The sequence below is a fragment of the Paenibacillus sp. 7523-1 genome (genome assembly GCF_002276415.1).
GTDB lineage: Bacteria > Bacillota > Bacilli > Paenibacillales > Paenibacillaceae > Paenibacillus > Paenibacillus illinoisensis_A.
In genome coordinates, this window is the sequence record NZ_NPBR01000005.1 from 87665 (window position 1) to 107159 (window position 19495).

General features: G+C 47.8%; 14 protein-coding genes. 2 read left to right on the plus strand and 12 right to left on the minus strand.

All coding sequences use genetic code 11. The annotated features are described in order from the left end of the window. Positions 1–77: 77 nt before the first annotated feature. The 12 genes from ggt to CHH60_RS03980 all read right to left on the minus strand — a co-directional run bounded on the left by ggt (position 78) and on the right by CHH60_RS03980 (position 16728). Positions 78–1673: a gamma-glutamyltransferase gene (gene ggt, locus CHH60_RS03925; protein WP_095358013.1), complete on the minus strand. Its 1596-nt coding sequence runs from the start codon at positions 1671–1673 to the stop codon at positions 78–80. Beyond that, the gene (locus CHH60_RS03930; RefSeq protein ID WP_095358014.1) at positions 1667–2908 is read right to left on the minus strand and encodes a pyridoxal-phosphate-dependent aminotransferase family protein; all 1242 of its coding nucleotides are present in this window, start codon (positions 2906–2908) and stop codon (positions 1667–1669) included. The genes ggt and CHH60_RS03930 overlap by 7 nt, the downstream gene beginning before the upstream one ends. A gap of 6 nt (positions 2909–2914) precedes the next feature. Further along, the gene (locus CHH60_RS03935) at positions 2915–4216 is read right to left on the minus strand and encodes a Zn-dependent hydrolase (protein WP_255247818.1); all 1302 of its coding nucleotides are present in this window, start codon (positions 4214–4216) and stop codon (positions 2915–2917) included. Next, positions 4203–5618 (minus strand): allantoinase AllB, encoded by a 1416-nt coding sequence (gene allB / locus CHH60_RS03940; RefSeq protein WP_095358015.1) that lies wholly within the window; start codon positions 5616–5618, stop codon positions 4203–4205. Before allB ends, CHH60_RS03935 begins: the two co-directional genes overlap by 14 nt. A 42-nt stretch (positions 5619–5660) precedes the next feature. Beyond that, the gene (gene uraH / locus CHH60_RS03945) at positions 5661–6038 is read right to left on the minus strand and encodes a hydroxyisourate hydrolase (RefSeq protein WP_095358016.1); all 378 of its coding nucleotides are present in this window, start codon (positions 6036–6038) and stop codon (positions 5661–5663) included. Then, positions 6038–7543 carry a factor-independent urate hydroxylase gene (gene pucL / locus CHH60_RS03950; protein ID WP_095358017.1) on the minus strand — a complete coding sequence of 502 codons (1506 nt, stop codon included), beginning with the start codon at positions 7541–7543 and terminating at the stop codon, positions 6038–6040. The genes uraH and pucL overlap by 1 nt, the downstream gene beginning before the upstream one ends. Before the next feature lie 303 nt (positions 7544–7846). Continuing rightward, positions 7847–9457, minus strand: coding sequence for a PucR family transcriptional regulator (locus CHH60_RS03955; RefSeq protein WP_095358018.1), 1611 nt, complete (start codon positions 9455–9457; stop codon positions 7847–7849). A 256-nt stretch (positions 9458–9713) separates the two neighbouring features. Continuing rightward, entirely contained in the window at positions 9714–12452 is a 2739-nt protein-coding gene (locus CHH60_RS03960) for a CHASE3 domain-containing protein (RefSeq protein WP_255247819.1), read from the minus strand. A gap of 313 nt (positions 12453–12765) precedes the next feature. Next, positions 12766–14154, minus strand: coding sequence for a class II fumarate hydratase (gene fumC, locus CHH60_RS03965; protein WP_095358020.1), 1389 nt, complete (start codon positions 14152–14154; stop codon positions 12766–12768). A gap of 149 nt (positions 14155–14303) precedes the next feature. Then, positions 14304–15305 carry an aldose 1-epimerase gene (locus CHH60_RS03970; RefSeq protein ID WP_095358021.1) on the minus strand — a complete coding sequence of 334 codons (1002 nt, stop codon included), beginning with the start codon at positions 15303–15305 and terminating at the stop codon, positions 14304–14306. A gap of 162 nt (positions 15306–15467) precedes the next feature. Beyond that, entirely contained in the window at positions 15468–16277 is an 810-nt protein-coding gene (locus CHH60_RS03975) for an MBL fold metallo-hydrolase (protein ID WP_095358022.1), read from the minus strand. A gap of 178 nt (positions 16278–16455) precedes the next feature. Then, complete coding sequence (locus CHH60_RS03980; RefSeq protein ID WP_309147247.1) at positions 16456–16728, minus strand: hypothetical protein; 273 nt, start codon at positions 16726–16728, stop codon at positions 16456–16458. Positions 16729–16943: 215 nt separating this feature from the next. Here CHH60_RS03980 and CHH60_RS03985 point away from each other — a divergent pair, with 215 nt between their 5' ends. Next, positions 16944–18179 carry an aminopeptidase gene (locus CHH60_RS03985; protein ID WP_095358024.1) on the plus strand — a complete coding sequence of 412 codons (1236 nt, stop codon included), beginning with the start codon at positions 16944–16946 and terminating at the stop codon, positions 18177–18179. 83 nt (positions 18180–18262) lie between these two features. Next, positions 18263–19495, plus strand: coding sequence for an aminopeptidase (locus CHH60_RS03990; RefSeq protein WP_095358025.1), 1233 nt, complete (start codon positions 18263–18265; stop codon positions 19493–19495).

A 19495-nucleotide genomic window follows, 5' to 3' on the forward strand; every position in this document is an offset into this window, starting at 1 on the left:
CCCCTATCGTATCTATGTCTTTTTTTACGCTGTTTTCATGAGAAACCAAAACCAATCCAAGCAGCAACCAAGCGTGGTTACCATCCGATGGCCATGCCATCTCCTCTGGGATCGGCAGCTCCGCTAATCATGCCATCTTCACGGATGACAATCCCTTGCGACTGACCCATAATGTCATCCCATGGAGCTCTGATCTCCACATTATGTCCCCAGTGAGCCAGCGTCTCGCATACGTCATCATGATAGCGATTCTCTACCCGCATCGTGTCGCCTGCTTCACCCCACGTCCGTCCGTAGACCCAGCGTGGCAAACCGATTGCTTCCTGAATGGTCAGACCATAGTCCAGAACGCCAGTAAGTACGGATAACTGTGTCTGAGGCTGCCCTTCTCCGCCTTGTGTACCCAGAAGCATATAAGGTTTCCCATTGCGGGTGACAAGACCAGGCATGAGCGTATGAAAAGAGCGTTTATTGGGTTCAAGCACATTCGCATCTGATGAATCGAGAGAGAAAAAGGAGCCTCTATTTTGCATAATTACGCCCGTATCTCCTGGAACGTAGGCTGCGCCAAAATCAAAGTACAGACTTTGAATAAACGAGACGGCGTTGCCTTCCTGATCGACTACAGCAGCGTAGGCTGTATCCTGCCCGATCGTTTTGGACAAGAAGGGCTGTGCTACTGGTGGTGCAGACTGGATCTCATTCCACAACGCATCCCCGTAAGTCTTCGATAACAATTGATTCAAGGGGATCTCGCGAAAGTCAGGATCGGTAAGGTACCGGTCACGATCACGAAACGCCTTTTTCACCACTTCGGCCATCAGATGGTAGAACTCCGGCGAAGTACGACCTACCGAAGAGAGATCTATGTGTTCGAGCATATTTAACATCATCAATATGGAGAAGCCTTGCGAGTTGGGCGGCATTTGGTGAACCTGATAACCCCGGTATTCCGTGCTGACAGGCTTAACCCATTCTCCCTTGTGTGCTGCAAAGTCCTGTGGTGCCAGCATGCCGCCATCTTCTCGAATCGCTGAAGTCAGACGATCTGCAAGCTCTCCTGTATAAAAAGAATCCCGTCCTCCCGCCTGAATCAGGCGAATGGAAGTAGCCAGTTCGATCTGGACGAGGAGCTCACCTTCCTGAAGCAATGTGCCGTAAGGGGCAAATACCGCTCGCAGCGGCGATTGCCCCATAATGAAATCTTCATCCCGCTCCAGCCACAGGCGCAGATTACGCGATACAGGACACCCCTTCTCCGCATACTGCACGGCTGGTTCAAGCAGCTGCTCCCATGGTAATCGCCCATAGCGGGACCACACTTCCCACCATGCATCCACCATTCCCGGAACCGTTATCGCACTGAGCACGCCGCGCTGGGGAATGGCATTCATGCCCATTGCTTTGAACGTATCGGCATGGATACCTGCAGCCGAGCGGCCACTTCCGTTATAAGCGGTTATCTCTCCGCTTGCTCCATCGTGAATGAGGAAAAAGGCATCTCCGCCAAGTCCAGTCATGTGCGGATAAACTACGCCAAGTGCTGCACTCACCGCAACAGCTGCATCATAAGCGTTACCACCCTTTTGGAGAATCGAGCTTCCAACCGCGCTCGCCAGATAATGTGGTGAGGTAACCATCACCTCTCGGGACACGGGCATCTGATTTAACATAAGGCTTCCTCCTTTCCAGCGTACACGTCGAGTGCAGCCTGCACTGCCTCACCCGCAGGTAGCCCGTGGCGATGACGGAGCAGAACCGCCTCCAGGGCACCAAGCACATGCAGTACGTTTCTGCGCTGACAGCTGAAGCCCATCGTTCCAATTCGCCAGATTTTTCCCTTAAGAGGACCAAATGAACTTGCAATTTCGATACCGAAATCATGTAGAAGCATGCTTCGTACCGATTCACCATCGATCCCTTCCGGAATATGGATACACGTAACTACCGGAAGTTTGCTGGACATGTCTCCATAAATTTGAAGCCCCATACCCTGAATTCCTGCGACGAGCGCGCTTTCGTTAATCCGATGCCGCTCGAAACGGGCTTCCAGTCCTTCCTGAAGCAAAATACGCAAACCTTCATGTAAACCGTAGAGCATGGATGTAGCTTCTGTATGATGATTCAACCGGGCAGAACTCCAATAATCCTGCAGCTGACTCAGGTCAAAATAGTTGCTTGCAATGGTACGTCCCTCTGCCCTTGCGCTGGTCGCGTCACGGAGTCCGCGTTCGACCGTTTTGCGACTCATCAATTTCTTCTCCACGCGGCTGTTATATGTCAACGGGGCCATGCCGGAAGGAACGGATAAACACTTCTGCGTTCCGCCCATTACCGCATCCAGATACCAGGTATCGGTCTTAACGGGCGTACCACCTATGGTGGCAACCGCATCAACGACGAGAAGAAGATCCAATTCACGGCATACTTTGCCAATCTCCGCGAGAGGTTGCATCTGGCCGGTGGATGTCTCTCCATGAACCATGGCCACAATATCCGGCTTATGAGTGTGAATGGCCTTGATCACTTCTTCCGGATCAAAGACCGATCCCCAAGTCGTTTCAATACATACAACTTCCGCACCGCAGCGCTCCGATATTTCTACAAGCAAATGTCCAAACCGTCCGTATATAGGGACCAATACCTTATCCCCCGGCTGGATCAAACTAACCAACACCGCTTCAATGCCGGAACGTGAGGTGCCATCTACCGGATAACACCACTCATTGTTCGTCATGTATAATTCACGCAGCATGACCATCGTTTCATTCATCAGGGACGTAAACTCCGGATCAAACTGTCCGAGGATCGGGAAGGATAAAGCCCTTAGAACTCGGGGGTCGACTTCAACTGGTCCCGGTGTCATGATGGTTCGCAAGGACGGAGATAATTCTCTATAGCTGGACATGGTCAATCAACTCCCGTAACCGTATTTATAAAGTAGCTGAACGAGAACCCGAAATCCTCGCATCAAGTCCTCCTCAGCTGTGAATTCTAGGGGACTGTGACTGATCCCGCCCTGACTAGGTACAAAAATCATCGCTGTCGGGCAGGCCGGCTGAAAAATCTGTGAATCATGGCCAGCTCCGCTGGGCATATGCATATAGGACAGCTGCTCCTGTTTGCATATATTCTGAAGATCCGCTGTGATCTGTTCGTTCATTGGAATCGGAGCAACCGACAAGTGTTCTTCCCAGTTCAATTCAAGCTGCAGTTTGGATGCAATCTGAAGAAAGGCCTGAAGCATGTCATGCCAGCACCGATCAATACTCTCCTGCCAGATATGACGGATATCAAGCGAGAATTCGGCTTGTGCCGCGACCACGTTACCTACACCAGGTTCAGCCGTGATCCGGCCAACCGTTGCCACAAGGGGTTCACCTGCTGCCATAGCAATCGTTCTTACCGCCGTAATCATCTCGGCTGCACCTGCCAGTGCATCCTTACGCCATGACATAGGCGTTGTGCCCGCATGATTCGCTTCGCCACTAATCGAAATGCTCAATCGCTTCTGACCAACGATATCGGATACAATTCCAATCGAATGACCAAGTCGTTCAAGCACCTGACCTTGTTCGATGTGAAGTTCAATAAAGGCACCATACTTTTGAGCAGCTGGTCTGTAGCCGCTGTCTGACCCGAATCCGGCTTCTCGAATCGCTTGTGAAAAAGGTATTCCATCCTTATCCGTTAAATGTTGAATGTCTTCAAGAGAGGTGGTCCCCGTAATGCTTCGTGATCCCCAATAGGCAAATGGAAATCGGCTTCCTTCCTCTTCGCATAGCGAAACCACTTGCAGCGTACGCTTCGGCGTACCGAAATGCCTTCGTAAGTACTCCAGAGCAAGAACTCCTGCCGCTACACCATAGGCACCGTCATACCTTCCACCGTAAACGACAGAATCAATGTGTGATCCGGTCACAATGGGGAGCTGCTCAGCTCCTTCTGCAGAATCTGCAGCTCGTAACGTGCCATATAGATTGCCGGATTGGTCGAATTCGGGAAGCAGTCCCATTTGCTCCATCCGTGCAGCCAGTGCATGCTGTGCCTCGCACCAGGCTTTGTCATACAGCAGGCGAGTTACGCCGCCTTTGGCATCAGCCCCGAATGTGGACAGCCAATCCAGCATACCTTGAAGTTTCACTTCTGCAAGCTGCGGCAAGGGAAGAATCGGCACTTCCGTCTCGGAACCCATGAACGGTTCAAACTCTGTCATGATACTCCTCCGTTCCGCGCGTGCCATTTTTACCATACGAGCCAGCAGCAATAAACTGACCTGCAGGATTAGCGGATAGCCCTTCCTTTGCGCTATATACTTTGATCCCTCGGCAGTACACTTCAGCTACGGCGCATGCAAATGTACGTCCGATATATGGACTCTGTTTATGGGTATATAGCAAATCGTCCATGTTTAATGTGGTACTCGTATTCCAATCAATAAGCACGAGGTCCGCGTCTTTACCGATCGCAATTTCACCTTTACTCTCAAGCCCAAGCCTTCTGGCCGGCTGCAAAGCAAGAACCCTTCCGAGTAAAGGCAAGCTTACACGGCGGCGAAGATGACCTTCATCCAGCATGATCAGCAGCGTGCTCTGCGCACCGGAAATACCGCCCCATATTTCAAAAAAATTATCCGACTGTTTCATGGATGGTGGGCACGGTGAATGATCGGATGCGATGACGTCAATAAGCCCGGATGCCAGCGCATCCCATAATGTCTCTTGTTCGGCGCTGCTGCGGAGAGGTGGAGCACACTTCGCCACAGCGCCCAACCGAACTACATCCTGTTCTGTGAGCGTCAGGTAATGCGGGCAAGTTTCAGAAGTGACGTCCTGACCGCGACCCTTGGCTTCCGCAATTCGTTCTAACGCTTCTCTCGTACTGATATGCACGAAATGCAGCGGACACCCGGTTTGTTCTCCATATTGAAGCGCCCTGGTGACGGCTAAGACCTCTGCTTCTGCAGGACGGGAACTCACATAATCCATTGGCCCTGTCTTTCCTTCGGCAATACTTCTCGCGCCAAGCTGCGCAACCATTTCTTCATCTTCGGCATGAAGGGCAAGTACACGATTGAGTTTCGCTATCTCGTGCATGCCGTCCAAAAGCGTTTGCTCATCGGCTCTCGCGAAGATGTCCTCTCCTTCTCCGCCCGGCTCCGACATAAATGCCTTGAATCCGGCTGCACCGGACTCAGCTAAGTTCATTAGCTGCAGCCGATTACCCGGAACTAACCCTCCCCAGAATGCATAATCGACATAGGAGCGATCCTGTGCAGCTTGCTTTTTCATATCCCAAGCTTCCGGACTTGTTGTCGGTGGGACTCCATTAAGCGGCATATCAACATAAGTGGTAATTCCTCCTGCAGCAAGCGCAGCCGAACCCGAACGGAATCCTTCCCAACTGGCCAGCCCCGGTTCATTAAAATGAACATGGATATCCACTACGCCAGGCATAACGGTGAAACCGGCTGCTTCGATTACCTCAGTTCCTTCCTCAACCTTCAGCCTAGTGGATAAAGCTGTGATTTTCCCATCTTGGATACCAATGTCCAGCTGCTGTACACGATCTTTTAACACGACCCGGGCTCCCCGGATGATCGAATCAAAATTTGCCATTTGGATGCCCTCCCTGTGTCAGAACCAGTGTTTAAAAATTCTTCAGCTTCCGCGGTATGTACTGTAACCTCCTGGGGCGATTAGTAAAGGAATATGATAATGACTTTCCGTATCGGATACGGCAAAACGGATGGGTACAACCGTCCACAATGCTTGCACCGATTGTTCAGGTGATCGAGCTGCATAGTACTTTTCGACGTCAAAATGAAGCTCATAAATGCCTTGCTCCAGACTGCCCCCCGCCAGTAAGGGTGCATCCAAACGGCCATCGCCGTTGGTCACCGATTCGGTAACTTTTATCCTGGACTCCGATTCTCCATCCGTTTGGACAAGATGCAGTGCGATCCGAACTCCCACGGCTGGTACTCCTTTGGATGTATCCAGTACGTGTGTTGTTATGCGTCCTCCAGCCTCTGCCATTACGATCTACCTTCTCTCTTCGAATCATTGTCCTCTGCTTCAAGATCTTCCCTGGTCATTGAAAAACCTTGAAACCCGTATGGTGGTCTGGGCTCGGTATACACCTTGCCTTCTCCTTCAGTCACTTCTTCCAGCACGGTATCCCATGTCCGATTGTTGGATTCAAACGATACTTCACTCAATTGCCCGAAACGCTTCAAGACACGGAGTCCGATCTGATACAACAAATGTTGAATGGATGCAGAACGGCATTCGTGAAACACGGCAGCAGCAATATCACTTACTTGTTCAGCGGCCACATAACGTCCGCGCGTATCGTCCATTCCATCTCTTGGGTCGTGGTACCGCCAATTGATATCCAGGAAAATAAACAAGGGACGATCTCTTGTCTCAGGCAGTGAGGTATATTCATCCTTGATAAATCCCGCAAATTCACTACCCTTGACCTTGATCAGTCGCAGATCAGCCAGACCACTGAAATGGTTACTCCATTCAATTTGATTACCTTTTCGTTCTGCCTCGATTGCAGCCGTTCCCCGATCATTTTGCGAATACCGGAATACCATCGTGCTTGATCGATAACTTCCATCGACTCCAATGGGTACATCTTCAAAAGGGATCTGATCCGCGGTCATCTGAACTTTCATCATTTGAGGGTATGTCTCAAGAAAGAGCTGACTCACATACGCAAGAAATCCCTCAACGGTAGCACCGGTATAACTCGCAGCATGTTTGAGGATAAAATTCTTCATGGAATCCGTCGCCACGATGCTGGAATTATCCCCTTCCGTAAACGAAGGCAAGAATGCATCCCCTTGTACAGCTACCTTAATGTTCATGCCGAAGAGAACATTGCTTCTGCCGGTAAATGGGGATTCCGGTATTGATCCGATCCCGGTTAGAGGTTTGGCATAGGAGCGATATAACCAAACGTCACCTTTGCCGTAATACATAGTTCGTTTCGGCTCGACAGCAGGCTTCGGTTCAATTTCATGTTCATGCCCAATCTGAACCAGCCACTTCTCCAGACGGATAGTTGCAATTTTGAATACTTCATTTAAAGCCGTTTGAAATTCTTCATCCCTATTTCGTGAGCGACGCTGACGCATCGATTCGAGAATGGACTGAGCGGTATGACCTTTTACCGCCAATATGAATGGAAAGCCGAATCGGCTTGTATATTCCTTGTTTAATTGATTCAATTCGTCATACATTTCTGGGGAGAGTGAATCCAGTCCAGCACCAGCTTGTTCCTTCACGGAATTGCTGCTCATGCTGATTCTTGCGCCGAGATCGGGATGGTTGCGCAGCAGCTGCAGTATGACTTCGTCGTCAGACGTTTCAACAACATGCTTCATGACTTTCATCATGTGTTCCAATGAATTAAAGGGTCGCAAAGCCCAGGAACGTTCAGCCACCCATGGTGATTCCTCAAATAAGCCACCAAAGGTATGCACGAACTGTGTGACAGACCAGCTGTTAACGAGTTTCATAAAATCGCTCATGTTAGAACCTCCGGTCTTCTGTGAATTGTTGTTCTTCATTCTAAGGTTCAGGGCAGGATGCAGCAATAATATCTACGCAATTTTGTAATATAACATAACATCATATTCACGAACTGTTATCTGTGCACAGGAATTACGGGTCTCCATGTCACATAATCTAAAAAACCGTACGCCAGATAAGGGGCGTACGGTTTGTGATCTAAATGATTATGATCGTTATGAAGCACAAAAGTCGGCAACTCTGGATTCGTTCGAGTGCTGTAGTTCTATCTGTGATCTGTTCACTCTCTGTCTAATGCATCCTTATGGTCTTTCGGTTCTTTTATCCCGGCCAAATTTACGGAACGTAAATACCAGTTTTAACTTTAACAAGTCATTCGTTTTTTTAAAGTCCATCTGCAGCAGACTTCCGATTTTCTCCATGCGGTACGTAATGGTGTTGCGGTGAACAAACAGCTGCTTCGCAGCTTCGTTGATCAGTCCATCGTTCTCAATGAAAGATTCGAGTGTGTTCATCAATATGTGATTAGGGTCCCCATCTCTAGCCAGCAGAGGTTCCAATACTTTATTACAGTAATTCTCCATGATGTTATCCGGGACATGTTGGAACACGTAGGCAAACTCCAACATCTCGAACTGGAGTGCGCGATCCTTCATTCCGAAGCGGCGTGCCAGCTGCCGGGTATCCAGGCATTCCTGATAAGCTTCACGTAATGATTTGGGTTCATGTTTCATTTTACTAATCCAGAATCTCGGCACAGATGCTCCTTTTGACTCCTGGGCAGATAATACATCCGCGAAGCGACTGAGTAGAAAACCCGAAAGTTCCTCCCCATAGTCGCGCCCTGTCGGGCATGTATATATCGACAGAATGCCATCTTCCATCTGAAAATGCTGCGACGCCGTAAATTGCATCAATGGATTGTATTGCAGTTCACGATGAATTTGCTTCAGCAGTTTCCCCTCGGCGAAAACCGAAGGTTCCAGCGTAATGAGCACGCATTGATAAGTACCCTGGAACAGATGAACGCCTTTGTTCTCACTGAGTCTGGTCAACTCCTCCACCGTCATTTTGTTATCGAGGTATTGGGTTAACAATGTACGCATCTCATCCTGCACGGTCGGATTAATGTGTTCACGATAGGTCATATCCATATAAAATGCCAGTACGTCCGCAGCCTGCTGAAATAATTCTTCCTCTGCCCGCAGGGAGAGTGCTGAATCTGTGAACACGAGCAGGAACCCATACTCTTCATCATTTTGTTTGATGGGAACCCGATGACAACTGCCCTGATTCCATTTCACGCGATGCATGACGGATTTCCATGGCCAGCCCTGTACCAATGACTCTCCGGTCATGCCCTCACTACCATAGAGTACGTGTCCTCGGGAGCCTATTACTGCAAGCGGGTAGTTTAATACAGTCGCAAGCTCGGCAAACACATTTCGATGCTGCTGCTGTTGTTGTAATGCAAAATGCATCAGCTTCTTCTGTTTCTGTACAACTTCATGCAGCAGCCGGTGACTTCGCTCGTGTTCCGCCTTGAACAGAGCATTCATTTGGTCCGAAAACGTGAACTGGAATGGCAATTCCAGCAGCGGCAAACGTAAACGGTCCGCCTCTTCTATGATCCCTTGGGGAATGGACTGCCAGAAACGTCCGAGTTTAATGCCGAGTCCTGCACATCCGCGGTCATTTAGTCTGCGCATTAATCGAAGGGCATCTGTCTCATTGTCTTTCATGATAAAAGCGGTTGTGAATAACAACTCTCCGGATTTAATCCAATCCGCGATATCTGGGGCGTCCATGACGTTAACGGATTTCATCATCCGTGAAGTCCCCTCCCCGCCGGCAACGAGTCTGGCCTCAGACAACGGATATACTTGCAAAGCCTCTTTAACCGTAAGCTGCATAGACACGACCTCCCACTTATATAACTCATCAAGTTATATTTATCACTTATAATGGAAATAAAAAGCTCCTTCCCATGGTTCACAACCTATTCACTTCATCGGAACCAAACTATTTGTTAAGTATTATAACATCAAATTTGATTTCAGAGCTTACATAACAAAAATAAAACCAATGACAACATTGCAGCGTGAGCTTGGCAAGTTATCATTGGTTTTATAACGTGTATGAAATGAAAGATTTGCGGCAAATAAGTTCCTAAATCTCTAGCGTTTCCGGACTAAGCCACAATTTCATTCGGGATATGACCTCTTTGATATTCAGCGGCTTGCTAATATAGTCCGAGGCACCTGCTGCAATACATTTATCACGATCTTCTTTCATGGCTTTAGCCGTTAATGCAATGATCGGCAGCTGGGTAAGCTTCAATCGCTCCCGAATCTGACGTGTCGTATCGTAACCGTCCAGTTCCGGCATCATGATATCCATCAAAATAATATCGGGCTTGGCTTCCCCTCGTTCCAGCATCTCCAGACATTCATACCCGTTCTGCGCGGTAATGATATGCATGCCATACTGTTCAAGTGCATTCGCAAGAGCGTATACGTTGCGAATATCATCATCTACGACAAAAACTTCGCGCCCCCTTAATAACGATTCTTCCAGAGGTGTCAGCAGAATATCATCCCTTGATGTATTAGACAGGGATCCCGCGATGGGAATCGTTGTAGCTACTTCGTTCATGAATAGTCGTGAAGTATTCTTTGTCTCAGGCTCCTCAAGTCTCAATGGCAAGAAAAGAGTAAATACACTGCCCTGTCCTTCGCGACTGGTCGCTGATATGGAACCCCCGAGCAAAGTCGCAAGAGATTGGGAAATGGATAAGCCGAGTCCGGTTCCACCGTATTTCCTTGCAGTCGCGCCATCCGCTTGTTTGAATGCATCGAAGATCTGCAGCAGCTTGTCGTCTGCAATGCCGATGCCCGTATCACTGACCGAAAACGCAATAACATCCGTCTCTGGGCCACCAGCTTCCGGGCTTGCCAGAGTCATTCGGGAGATCGTCAGAGCAACTTCGCCTTCGTCTGTAAACTTAAATGCGTTAGAGAGCAGATTTCTTAGAATTTGATGCAAGCGCATCTCATCCGTTACAATCGTTTCCGGTAAATGGCTTTGCAACTGAATCCGGAAGTCGATTCCTTTCTGCTCAGCGGTTTTTAAGAAATACTGATTCATCGTCTCCGGCAGGACGCCGAGATAAACTTCGCCAAGATCAATGTCCATCTCCCCTGCCTCCACTTTGGACAGATCCAAAATGTCATTGATCAGATTAAGCAAATCTTTGCCTGAAGTATGAATTACCGATGCGTATTTTTGTTCTTCGCTGCTCAAGTTCTCATGTTTGTTTTCAGCCAAAATCTCGGACAGGATGAGCATACTATTCAGGGGAGTGCGCAATTCATGTGACATATTAGCCAAAAATTCAGATTTGTATCCCGAACTTGTCCGCAGCTGGTCTGCTACACTCGCAAGCTCACTCGCAGACGTTTCTGCTGCATGTTTTTGCACTTCTAGACGCTCATTCAGCATATGCAGCTCTTCGGTCTGCATCTGCAGTTCTTCTGTTTGTGACAGCATTTCCTCGGTTTGCAGCTGAAGCTTCTCCGATTGAGCTTGGAGCTCCTCGTTCAGTACCTGGGATTCATCATATAACTGCTGCAGTTCCATGCGTGTCGCCGTAGAGTGTAGAGATACGCTGAATATTTCAACTAATTCTTTAAGCTGTTCGAGTTCGTTATCCTGTAATGGCTTTAATGAAGCCAACTCTATGACCGCGATCGTTCGGCCTTCGAAGATCACAGGCACGACTGTAAGAGATGTTGCAGAAGCATGGCCCAGTCCGGAAGAGATTCGAATATAGTTCTGTGGCAAGTCATTCATATGCAGTATGCGTTTCTCCACCGCACTTTGACCCACGAGCCCTTCGCCCGGTGCAAGGGACACTTTGCCGATAGAGTGCTCTTTGTCCCCATCTGCTGCATAAGCTGCTATACGCAAGAGCCGATTATCCTTCCAATAGTACAGGACACTGTAGGGAACCTCTAGCAGAATGGCAAGCTCATTTAGGAACAGACGTGACAAGCCCTCCAGATTAGTCGGGTTCTGCAGGAGTGTAGCGATACTGGTAAGCTGATCCTTCACGCGATTCTGCTCCTGTACCTTATCGAGCAGCTTGTTAGTCTCCCGTCCAAGGTCACCCACTTCATCCTCCGTTCGCACTTGAATCCGTTCTGCCAAATTGCCACCCTGAGAAATATCTCGAATAGTCTGTCTTACGTCACGGAGCGTTTTAACAATATTACCAGAGACCATGATCGCTGCTCCGATTGAAAATGCTGCAATAGCAGCCCATAGGGTATACATGATCGTTAGCAGGGTGGAACTGCGTTCGGCAAGATTGGTTACTCGTGCTTCCGTCAAAGCAATTTCTGTATTACGAAAGCCTGTAAGTTGTGAACGGAGCAAATCGATTTCGTTTTTACCCGGATCGGATTGGAAAAACGTAACTACTTGCTCCTGATCACCCTGATTTTTCAATGCAATGGAAGGTTCTGCTGCAACCTCAATCCAGCGTAGAATATGCGTTTTGATCGTTTGCAATCTCTGTTGCTGGGACGGGTTATCACTAATGAGTCCGTATAACTGGTCATAGTTCGAATTCCACTCCGAGAGTGCTTGATTGTAGGGCTCCAGATAGCTGTCTTTTCCTGTTAGCATGAATCCTCGCTGTCCGGTCTCCATATCAAGTACATCCTTCTCAATGGCATTGGTCAGGTTGTGTACTTCGAGGTCATGATGGCTTATAAAATCGTTTTCTTTTTGCAATTCATTAATCTGAGCCGATAGAACCAGCAAGGCAGCTCCAAATAACAATACAACCACGAGATAGCCCAACAAAATTTTGGAGCGTATCGTAAACCTTCTCTTCTTCGACAACGCGGAAACCTCCAATGGAATCAATCAATTCACCGCACAAAAATTTTGATCTGCTTATGTAGTTTATATGGATAGAGGAAGTCTGACAAGCATTATATCCAATCAAGTCTTATTTCGACATTGACATAACGCAAGGTTGTCATTCTGGGGTTAAACGCATTTTGGTCATTTGGTTCATCTGAGTATTCTGGGGTTGTAAGCTCTGACAAATTCAGACATAGTTCAGAAGGTTTAGATATATTTTTAGCAAGAAAAAACGACCTGCTTTATGCGGGTCGTTTCTTCCTCACGTGTTTTTTTACTATAAAAAAACTTAAGCTTTCGGAGCAATCATTTTCGCTGGATCCACATACTGATCGAACTGTTCTTCGGTAAGCAAACCGGTCTGAAGAGCAGCCTCTTTCAGAGACAATCCTTCTTTATGAGCCAGCTTCGCAATCTTGGCTGCATTCTCGTATCCAATATGCGGATTAAGAGCAGTAACCAACATAAGCGAGTTATTCAGGTTATGTTCGATTTGACCCAGATTAGGCTCAATACCCACTGCGCATTTATCGTTAAAAGCAATGATGGAGTCCGCAAGCAGTTGTACGGATTGCAGGAAGTTATAAATAATGACGGGTTTGAACACATTCAGCTCAAAGTTACCCTGACTTGCCGCGAATCCGATCGCAGCATCGTTCCCCATCACTTGCGTTACAACCATTGTCAGTGCTTCGCTCTGGGTTGGATTCACTTTGCCCGGCATGATGGAACTGCCCGGTTCATTCTCCGGAATACGGATCTCTCCGAGTCCACTACGTGGACCACTTGCAAGCCAGCGCACGTCATTGGCAATTTTCATCAGATCAGCTGCAAGCGCTTTAACAGCGCCGTGGGCGTAAACGACTTCATCATGACTTGTAAGTGCGTGGAATTTGTTTGGTGCTGATACAAAATCCTTACCTGTATGTTTGCCGATCTCCTTGGCGGTATAATCACCAAAGTCAGGATGAGCATTGATGCCTGTCCCAACTGCGGTACCACCAATGGCCAGTTCCTTCATATATTGAACACTATCACGAATCATGCGCTCACTCTTGTCCAGCATCGCTTCCCAGCCACTAATCTCCTGTCCGAGTGTGATAGGAGTAGCATCCTGCAGATGGGTACGTCCGATCTTGATAATATCCTTGAAAGCTTCTGATTTGTCTGCAAAGGTAGATTTAAGTACAGCAATGGCTGGCAAGAGCTGGTCTTCGACAGCAAGTACACCTGCAACATGCAGAGCAGTCGGGAACGTATCGTTGGAGCTCTGGGACATGTTCACATCGTCATTTGGATGCAAACGCTCTTCCTTGCCCTTCTGTTCAAGAAGCTGGTTACCCAGATTGGCGATGACTTCGTTCACATTCATATTGGACTGCGTGCCGCTTCCAGTCTGCCATACCACAAGCGGGAAATGATCGTCAATGCGACCGGCAATGATCTCGTCCGCTGCATAGGCAATCGCATCCGATTTGGCAGCAGACAGCTTACCGAGCTTATGGTTGCTTGCTGCAGCACTCTTTTTCAAAATGGCAAGTGCACGAATGACTTCCATCGGCATATGCTCGCGACCAATCGGGAAGTTTTCCTTACTGCGCTGTGTCTGAGCCCCCCACAGTCTGTCCGCTGGTACCTTCATCTCTCCGAGCGTATCTCTTTCAATGCGGTATTCCACTTGATTTTCCTCCTCTAAAAAGATGAATTATGTCTCTCGAAAATTTAATTATCTCGTCATATTATACATGATTGTCGATCAGATTTTCACCTTTTCGACAAAATTGTAAGCGTGCATCAAAACACGAGATCGTTTATCGATTCATGAAATTATGAATAGATCGGATACAAACGACTGGCTTGTTCGAAGATCTCACCAGGCTCAAGTCCGACTAATCCGATTTCTTCGGCTGGTAGACCTTGCACATTCGGTGCATTAACCAGGTTCATCTGAGGTTCAGGACAGAAGAATCCACCTTCCGTGTTGTTGTTCCAGATCATCCAGTGTTTGTATGAAGCTCCAACATCATAAACAAATTTATCCCCTGTACGTTGGTTCGTGAGCTCCATATAATTTCGACCATTCTGTGGTTCAGCTGTATAGTGATTATCCATGGATTCGAAGAATGGGCTAACCCCTTCTGTCTTCAACTTCTCCTCATTCGGTGAAAGCGGTTGAAATTGGCCGGTAGGCAAAGAACGTTCATTCAGCTCACGGCGCTGGCCGATGGTGATTTTGGCGGTATAGTCAGACACCTCACTGTCGGGAACAAAGGCGACATTAATGGCTGTATGGAATGCAAACAAATTGGGCATGCGCTCTTTGCCGTTATTACGAACCTTCAGCTGCTGCTGGAGCCCTGTGCTGTCAAGAGAGTAACGAAGCGTTACCGTGAACGTGAACGGCAAATATTGATGGAAAAGGTGTCCTTCTTTTATATCTTGGCTCAGCAGGATATAACTCTCCAGTTCGGTCGTTCCATATCCTTCTACCTTCCAATCTGCCTCGTGTAAAAATCCGTGCAAATGGTTGCCCGTAGCAGGTTCATTTACAGGTAATTGATAGATTTCGCCATTCCAAGGAAAACGGCCATCTTCATAGCGATTCGGTGGAGAAAGAACGGGAATGCCGTATACGGCTGGTGCAGCCTTGAATGCATCCATATCATTCAAATCAGGTTCACGAAGATAGCGATGACCGCGCTCTGTATCACGAAACGCAACCAGGTTCGCGCCCACGCTTGGAATTACGGCCGCCTCAAATTGATTGAATCGAAGCCATACCGCCGGAATTCCGCCAAATTGCTCCTCATACGCTGAATTCTGTGTCATTGTTATGTACCTCCTGCATACTAGGGTTATATTATACGGCTCGAATATATCATGACTGGGCACAAAATACCAATCTGTGATATAGAACATTTTCATCATCAGGCGACAAAAAAGACAGCTGCACTGTCCGCGGCTGTCCTCCAAATGTTCATTCCATATCGTTTAATCGACATATTTACCGTGTTCCGGCACAGCATCCTGTTCAAAATCCAGATCAAGCTGCTCAAGCGATTCATGCAAAAAATCTCCTGTCAGCGAATGTCCGTGCCCCGTGACCACGATACGTGGCTCCAAGTTCCTGATCACATGAACGGATCGATGAGCCTCGTCCCAGTCCGTCGTAAAGTATGCAGGTGGGCCATGCATCTGTTCATCCTGCAGCAGTACACTCCATAGTGATTCCTGTTTTACCGAAATAATGGCGTCCCCCGCAATCAGGAAACGGTCGTCCTCGCGAAAGAGCGACACATGACCGGGTGTATGTCCTGGAGTATGGATCCAACGCCATCCAGGCATACCAGGTACCGAATGATTCTCCGGCAGGCTGAAGATGCGATCATCCAGGTTAATTGCTTCGTTCGGATAGGCAAATGACAATCTTGCCATCAGTCCCCCACCTACGGAAGGATCGGCAGGTGGATAATCTTTAAGGCCTGTTAAATAAGGTAATTCAAGTGAATGGGCAAAGACCGGCACACCCCAGAACTGTTCAAGCTCTATTACAGTACCTACATGGTCGAAATGACCATGTGTCAATATGATGGCGGACGGTGGCCCCTCAAACCGTTCTGCTGCGATCCGCACAATATGATCCGTAAATCCAGCCATCCCGGTATCCACTAGAATCCAGTTCCTGCTTCCCGGTTCACCGATGAATACTACATTAACAAATAATGTACGCAGACTGAGGATATCATGCGCGACTTCTTCAAGCCCCGTCATTCCTGCTGTGATCAGATTGTCAGATGTCATCCACGGTTACCTCCCATTCAGGCGATTGTCCCTCTGTTTGCCATCCATAGACTGCCCCTTTTTTGGATATCTATTCCCCTCATCTAATTAAAAATAGACGATGCATACCCGTTCGGGCACACACCGTCTAGTATAGTCTGTTCATTCACATAATAGAACAACTTCCTAATGTTCTGATTCATGCAGGAAAAGCATCCAAAGCCGCGTCGAGCAGCTTGTCGTATATATCGTCGTCGTTTTCGAGCAGCTCGTCCATCCGCAGAAGCTCTTCTTCATCACCGGATTGCTCCGTGAAATGGAGACTATAATCCCAATCCTTGCCGTTCTTGCTCATGAACGTTACCTCATAAATGGACTTTTCCCCTTCTGCACGAAAAACGGTTGTTCCAATATAGGATTTCTCGTCTTCCCGACGCATCTCGGCACGAATAATTTCGATATTCACCAACATACACTCCTTTAATCTCTCATCAGTAACAGGTCTACAACAATTATGGTAAACCTAGTTTGGTAATTATTATTGGTTAATTGTACAATATATATCGTAGCAACGTATACCTTATTCAAATGAAGGCCCTCGGGGGTATTCTTACATACATGATTTGAGGGCTTCATGTTCCAGTGAACGAGCTACGGAAACCTTATATTACAGGAGGAGAATATAGAATGAATAATAATTTTGAGCTTCATTTACAGCAGTACGCGGAACTAGCTGTCAAAGTGGGAGTAAACGTCCATCCTGGACAAACACTCGTTGTAAATGCACCAATCACTGCAGCACATTTTGTACGCAAGATCGTGAAGGCTGCCTATGAAACAGGTGCCAAGCTGGTCAAAGTAAACTGGAGTGATGAAACCGTAACACGTCTTCATTATGATCTCGCACCGGATGAGGCATTCTCAATCGAACCAAAATGGTTTGCGGGTGAAATGACAGAACTCGTAGAAGAAGGGGCTGCCATCCTGCATGTCATCGCGGAAAACCCTGATCTTTTAAATGGTGTGGCTCAAGAACGTATCGTCACCAGTCAAAAAGTGCGCGGAAAAGCACTGGAAAAATATCGTGCCTATCAGATGGCTGATAAATTCAGCTGGTCTATCGTTGCTGTCCCTTCCCCGGAATGGGCTGCCAAAGTATTCCCGGATCTGCCTGCCGAGCAGCAAGTGGATAGGCTATGGGATGTTATTTTCAAAACCGTTCGTATTGGCGAGCAGGATGCTGTTTCCGAATGGAAAACACATCTGCAAAACCTCGATTCTCGTGCCGATCTGCTTAATACAAAAAAATATAAGAAACTTCACTATACTGCCCCTGGAACAGATCTGACCATTGAGCTTCCAGAAGGACACATCTGGGTCTCCGGTGGCAGTGTGAATGAACAGGGTCATGTCTTCATCGCCAACATGCCAACAGAGGAAGTATTTACGGCTCCGCTGAAAACGGGTGTCAATGGCACCGTTCGCAGCACCAAGCCACTCAGCTACGGTGGTAATCTGATTGATGGTTTCTCTCTTACTTTCGAGAATGGCCGTATTGTTGATTTTACTGCCGAGCAAGGACATGATGCCCTGCAAAACCTCATCGAAATGGATGAAGGTGCGCACTATCTGGGTGAGGTCGCTCTTGTTCCTCATAAATCACCGATTTCCGATACGAACATTCTGTTCTATAACACTCTGTTCGATGAAAATGCATCCAATCACTTGGCCATCGGTAATGCCTATGCATTCTGCCTGGAAGGCGGCAAAACGATGTCGAAGCAAGAACTCATCGATAATGGTTTGAACTCCAGCCTTACCCATGTGGATTTCATGGTTGGATCAGCTGACATGAACATTCACGGTGTCACTTCCGAAGGAAAAGAAGAGCCGATCTTCCTGCAAGGTAACTGGGCATTCTAATTTTTACGCTACATGGAGAGAGGAGAGTACTCCTCTCTTTTCCTGCGTAAGCAGGTAAAATTACAGATACGGAGGTCACTACCATGTTAAGTTTTGAACAAAAATTGGATCGTTATGCTGAGCTGGCAGTCAAGGTGGGGGCCAACGTACAACCCGGTCAAATTCTGGTCATCAGCGCCATGATAGATACTGCTGAATTTGTACGCCTGCTCGTTCGTAAAGCGTACGAAGCCGGGGCCAAACAAGTCATCGTAAAATATGGAGATGAAACCGTCAATCGCCTAAGATTCGAGATGGCTCCGCTGGAATCATTCCAGGAGCCACCCAAGTGGCATGCTGCGGAACTTGAAGAGCTTGCAGCGAATAATGCTGCTTTTCTGACTGTACTCTCTTCAAGTCCAGATCTGCTCAAAGGGATTGATCCTGAACGAATTTCGACCCATCAGCGTACATATGGACAAGCCATGGCCAAATACCGACAGTATCAGCAGGCTGACAAAATGAGCTGGACAGGTGTTGCCTGCCCTTCACCGGACTGGGCTGCAAAAGTGTTCCCCGACCTGCCTGCCGCTGAGCAGATGAAGCAGCTTTGGGAAGCCATTTTTGCCGCTGTCAGAGCAGATTTGGATCATCCAGTTGAAGCTTGGGAACAGCATATTGATCGTTTGGAACATAAAGCAGTTGCCCTAAATAGCAAAAAGTATAAAGCACTCCATTTTGTCTCCCCTGGAACGGATCTGACGGTTGAACTACCTGAAGGTCATATCTGGGCACAAGCAGGAAGTGTAAACGAACAAGGGACTCGCTTCGTAGCTAATATTCCGACAGAGGAAGTATTTACTGCTCCTAGCAAACATGGCGTCAACGGTACAGTGTCCAGCACCAAACCGCTGAGTTATGGCGGAAGTATTATCGATCGCTTCTCTCTCACATTTGAGAATGGACGAATCGTTGATTTTCATGCGGAAGAAGGTCAGGATACGCTGGAAAGATTAATCAACATGGATGAAGGATCTCACTATCTTGGCGAGGTTGCACTTGTACCCTTCCATTCTCCGATCTCCGAGAGCGGCATTCTATATTACACGACGCTGTATGATGAGAACGCCTCATGTCACCTCGCGATCGGCAGTTCCTATGCCTTCAATATGGAAGGCGGAAAAACCATGTCCTCCGAAGAACTTGCTTCTCGTGGCATGAATTCCAGCATCACGCATGTAGACTTCATGATGGGTTCTCCGGAAACCAACATTTATGGCATTACGGCAAGCGGAGAACGGGAAGCAGTCTTCCTGAATGGAGATTGGGCATTTTAA

What these genes read in the sequence shown, in the direction of transcription:
- CHH60_RS03970 (WP_095358021.1), bottom strand. Translation starts at nt 15,305, where the DNA reads ATGACACAGAATTCAGCGTATGAGGAGCAATTTGGCGGAATTCCGGCG.
- CHH60_RS03955 (WP_095358018.1), bottom strand. Translation starts at nt 9,457, where the DNA reads ATGCAGCTTACGGTTAAAGAGGCTTTGCAAGTATATCCGTTGTCTGAG.
- CHH60_RS03985 (WP_095358024.1), top strand. Translation starts at nt 16,944, where the DNA reads ATGAATAATAATTTTGAGCTTCATTTACAGCAGTACGCGGAACTAGCT.
- CHH60_RS03980 (WP_309147247.1), bottom strand. Translation starts at nt 16,728, where the DNA reads ATGTTGGTGAATATCGAAATTATTCGTGCCGAGATGCGTCGGGAAGAC.
- allB (WP_095358015.1), bottom strand. Translation starts at nt 5,618, where the DNA reads ATGGCAAATTTTGATTCGATCATCCGGGGAGCCCGGGTCGTGTTAAAA.
- pucL (WP_095358017.1), bottom strand. Translation starts at nt 7,543, where the DNA reads ATGAGCGATTTTATGAAACTCGTTAACAGCTGGTCTGTCACACAGTTC.
- CHH60_RS03935 (WP_255247818.1), bottom strand. Translation starts at nt 4,216, where the DNA reads ATGACAGAGTTTGAACCGTTCATGGGTTCCGAGACGGAAGTGCCGATT.
- CHH60_RS03990 (WP_095358025.1), top strand. Translation starts at nt 18,263, where the DNA reads ATGTTAAGTTTTGAACAAAAATTGGATCGTTATGCTGAGCTGGCAGTC.
- uraH (WP_095358016.1), bottom strand. Translation starts at nt 6,038, where the DNA reads ATGGCAGAGGCTGGAGGACGCATAACAACACACGTACTGGATACATCC.
- ggt (WP_095358013.1), bottom strand. Translation starts at nt 1,673, where the DNA reads ATGTTAAATCAGATGCCCGTGTCCCGAGAGGTGATGGTTACCTCACCA.
- CHH60_RS03930 (WP_095358014.1), bottom strand. Translation starts at nt 2,908, where the DNA reads ATGTCCAGCTATAGAGAATTATCTCCGTCCTTGCGAACCATCATGACA.
- CHH60_RS03975 (WP_095358022.1), bottom strand. Translation starts at nt 16,277, where the DNA reads ATGACATCTGACAATCTGATCACAGCAGGAATGACGGGGCTTGAAGAA.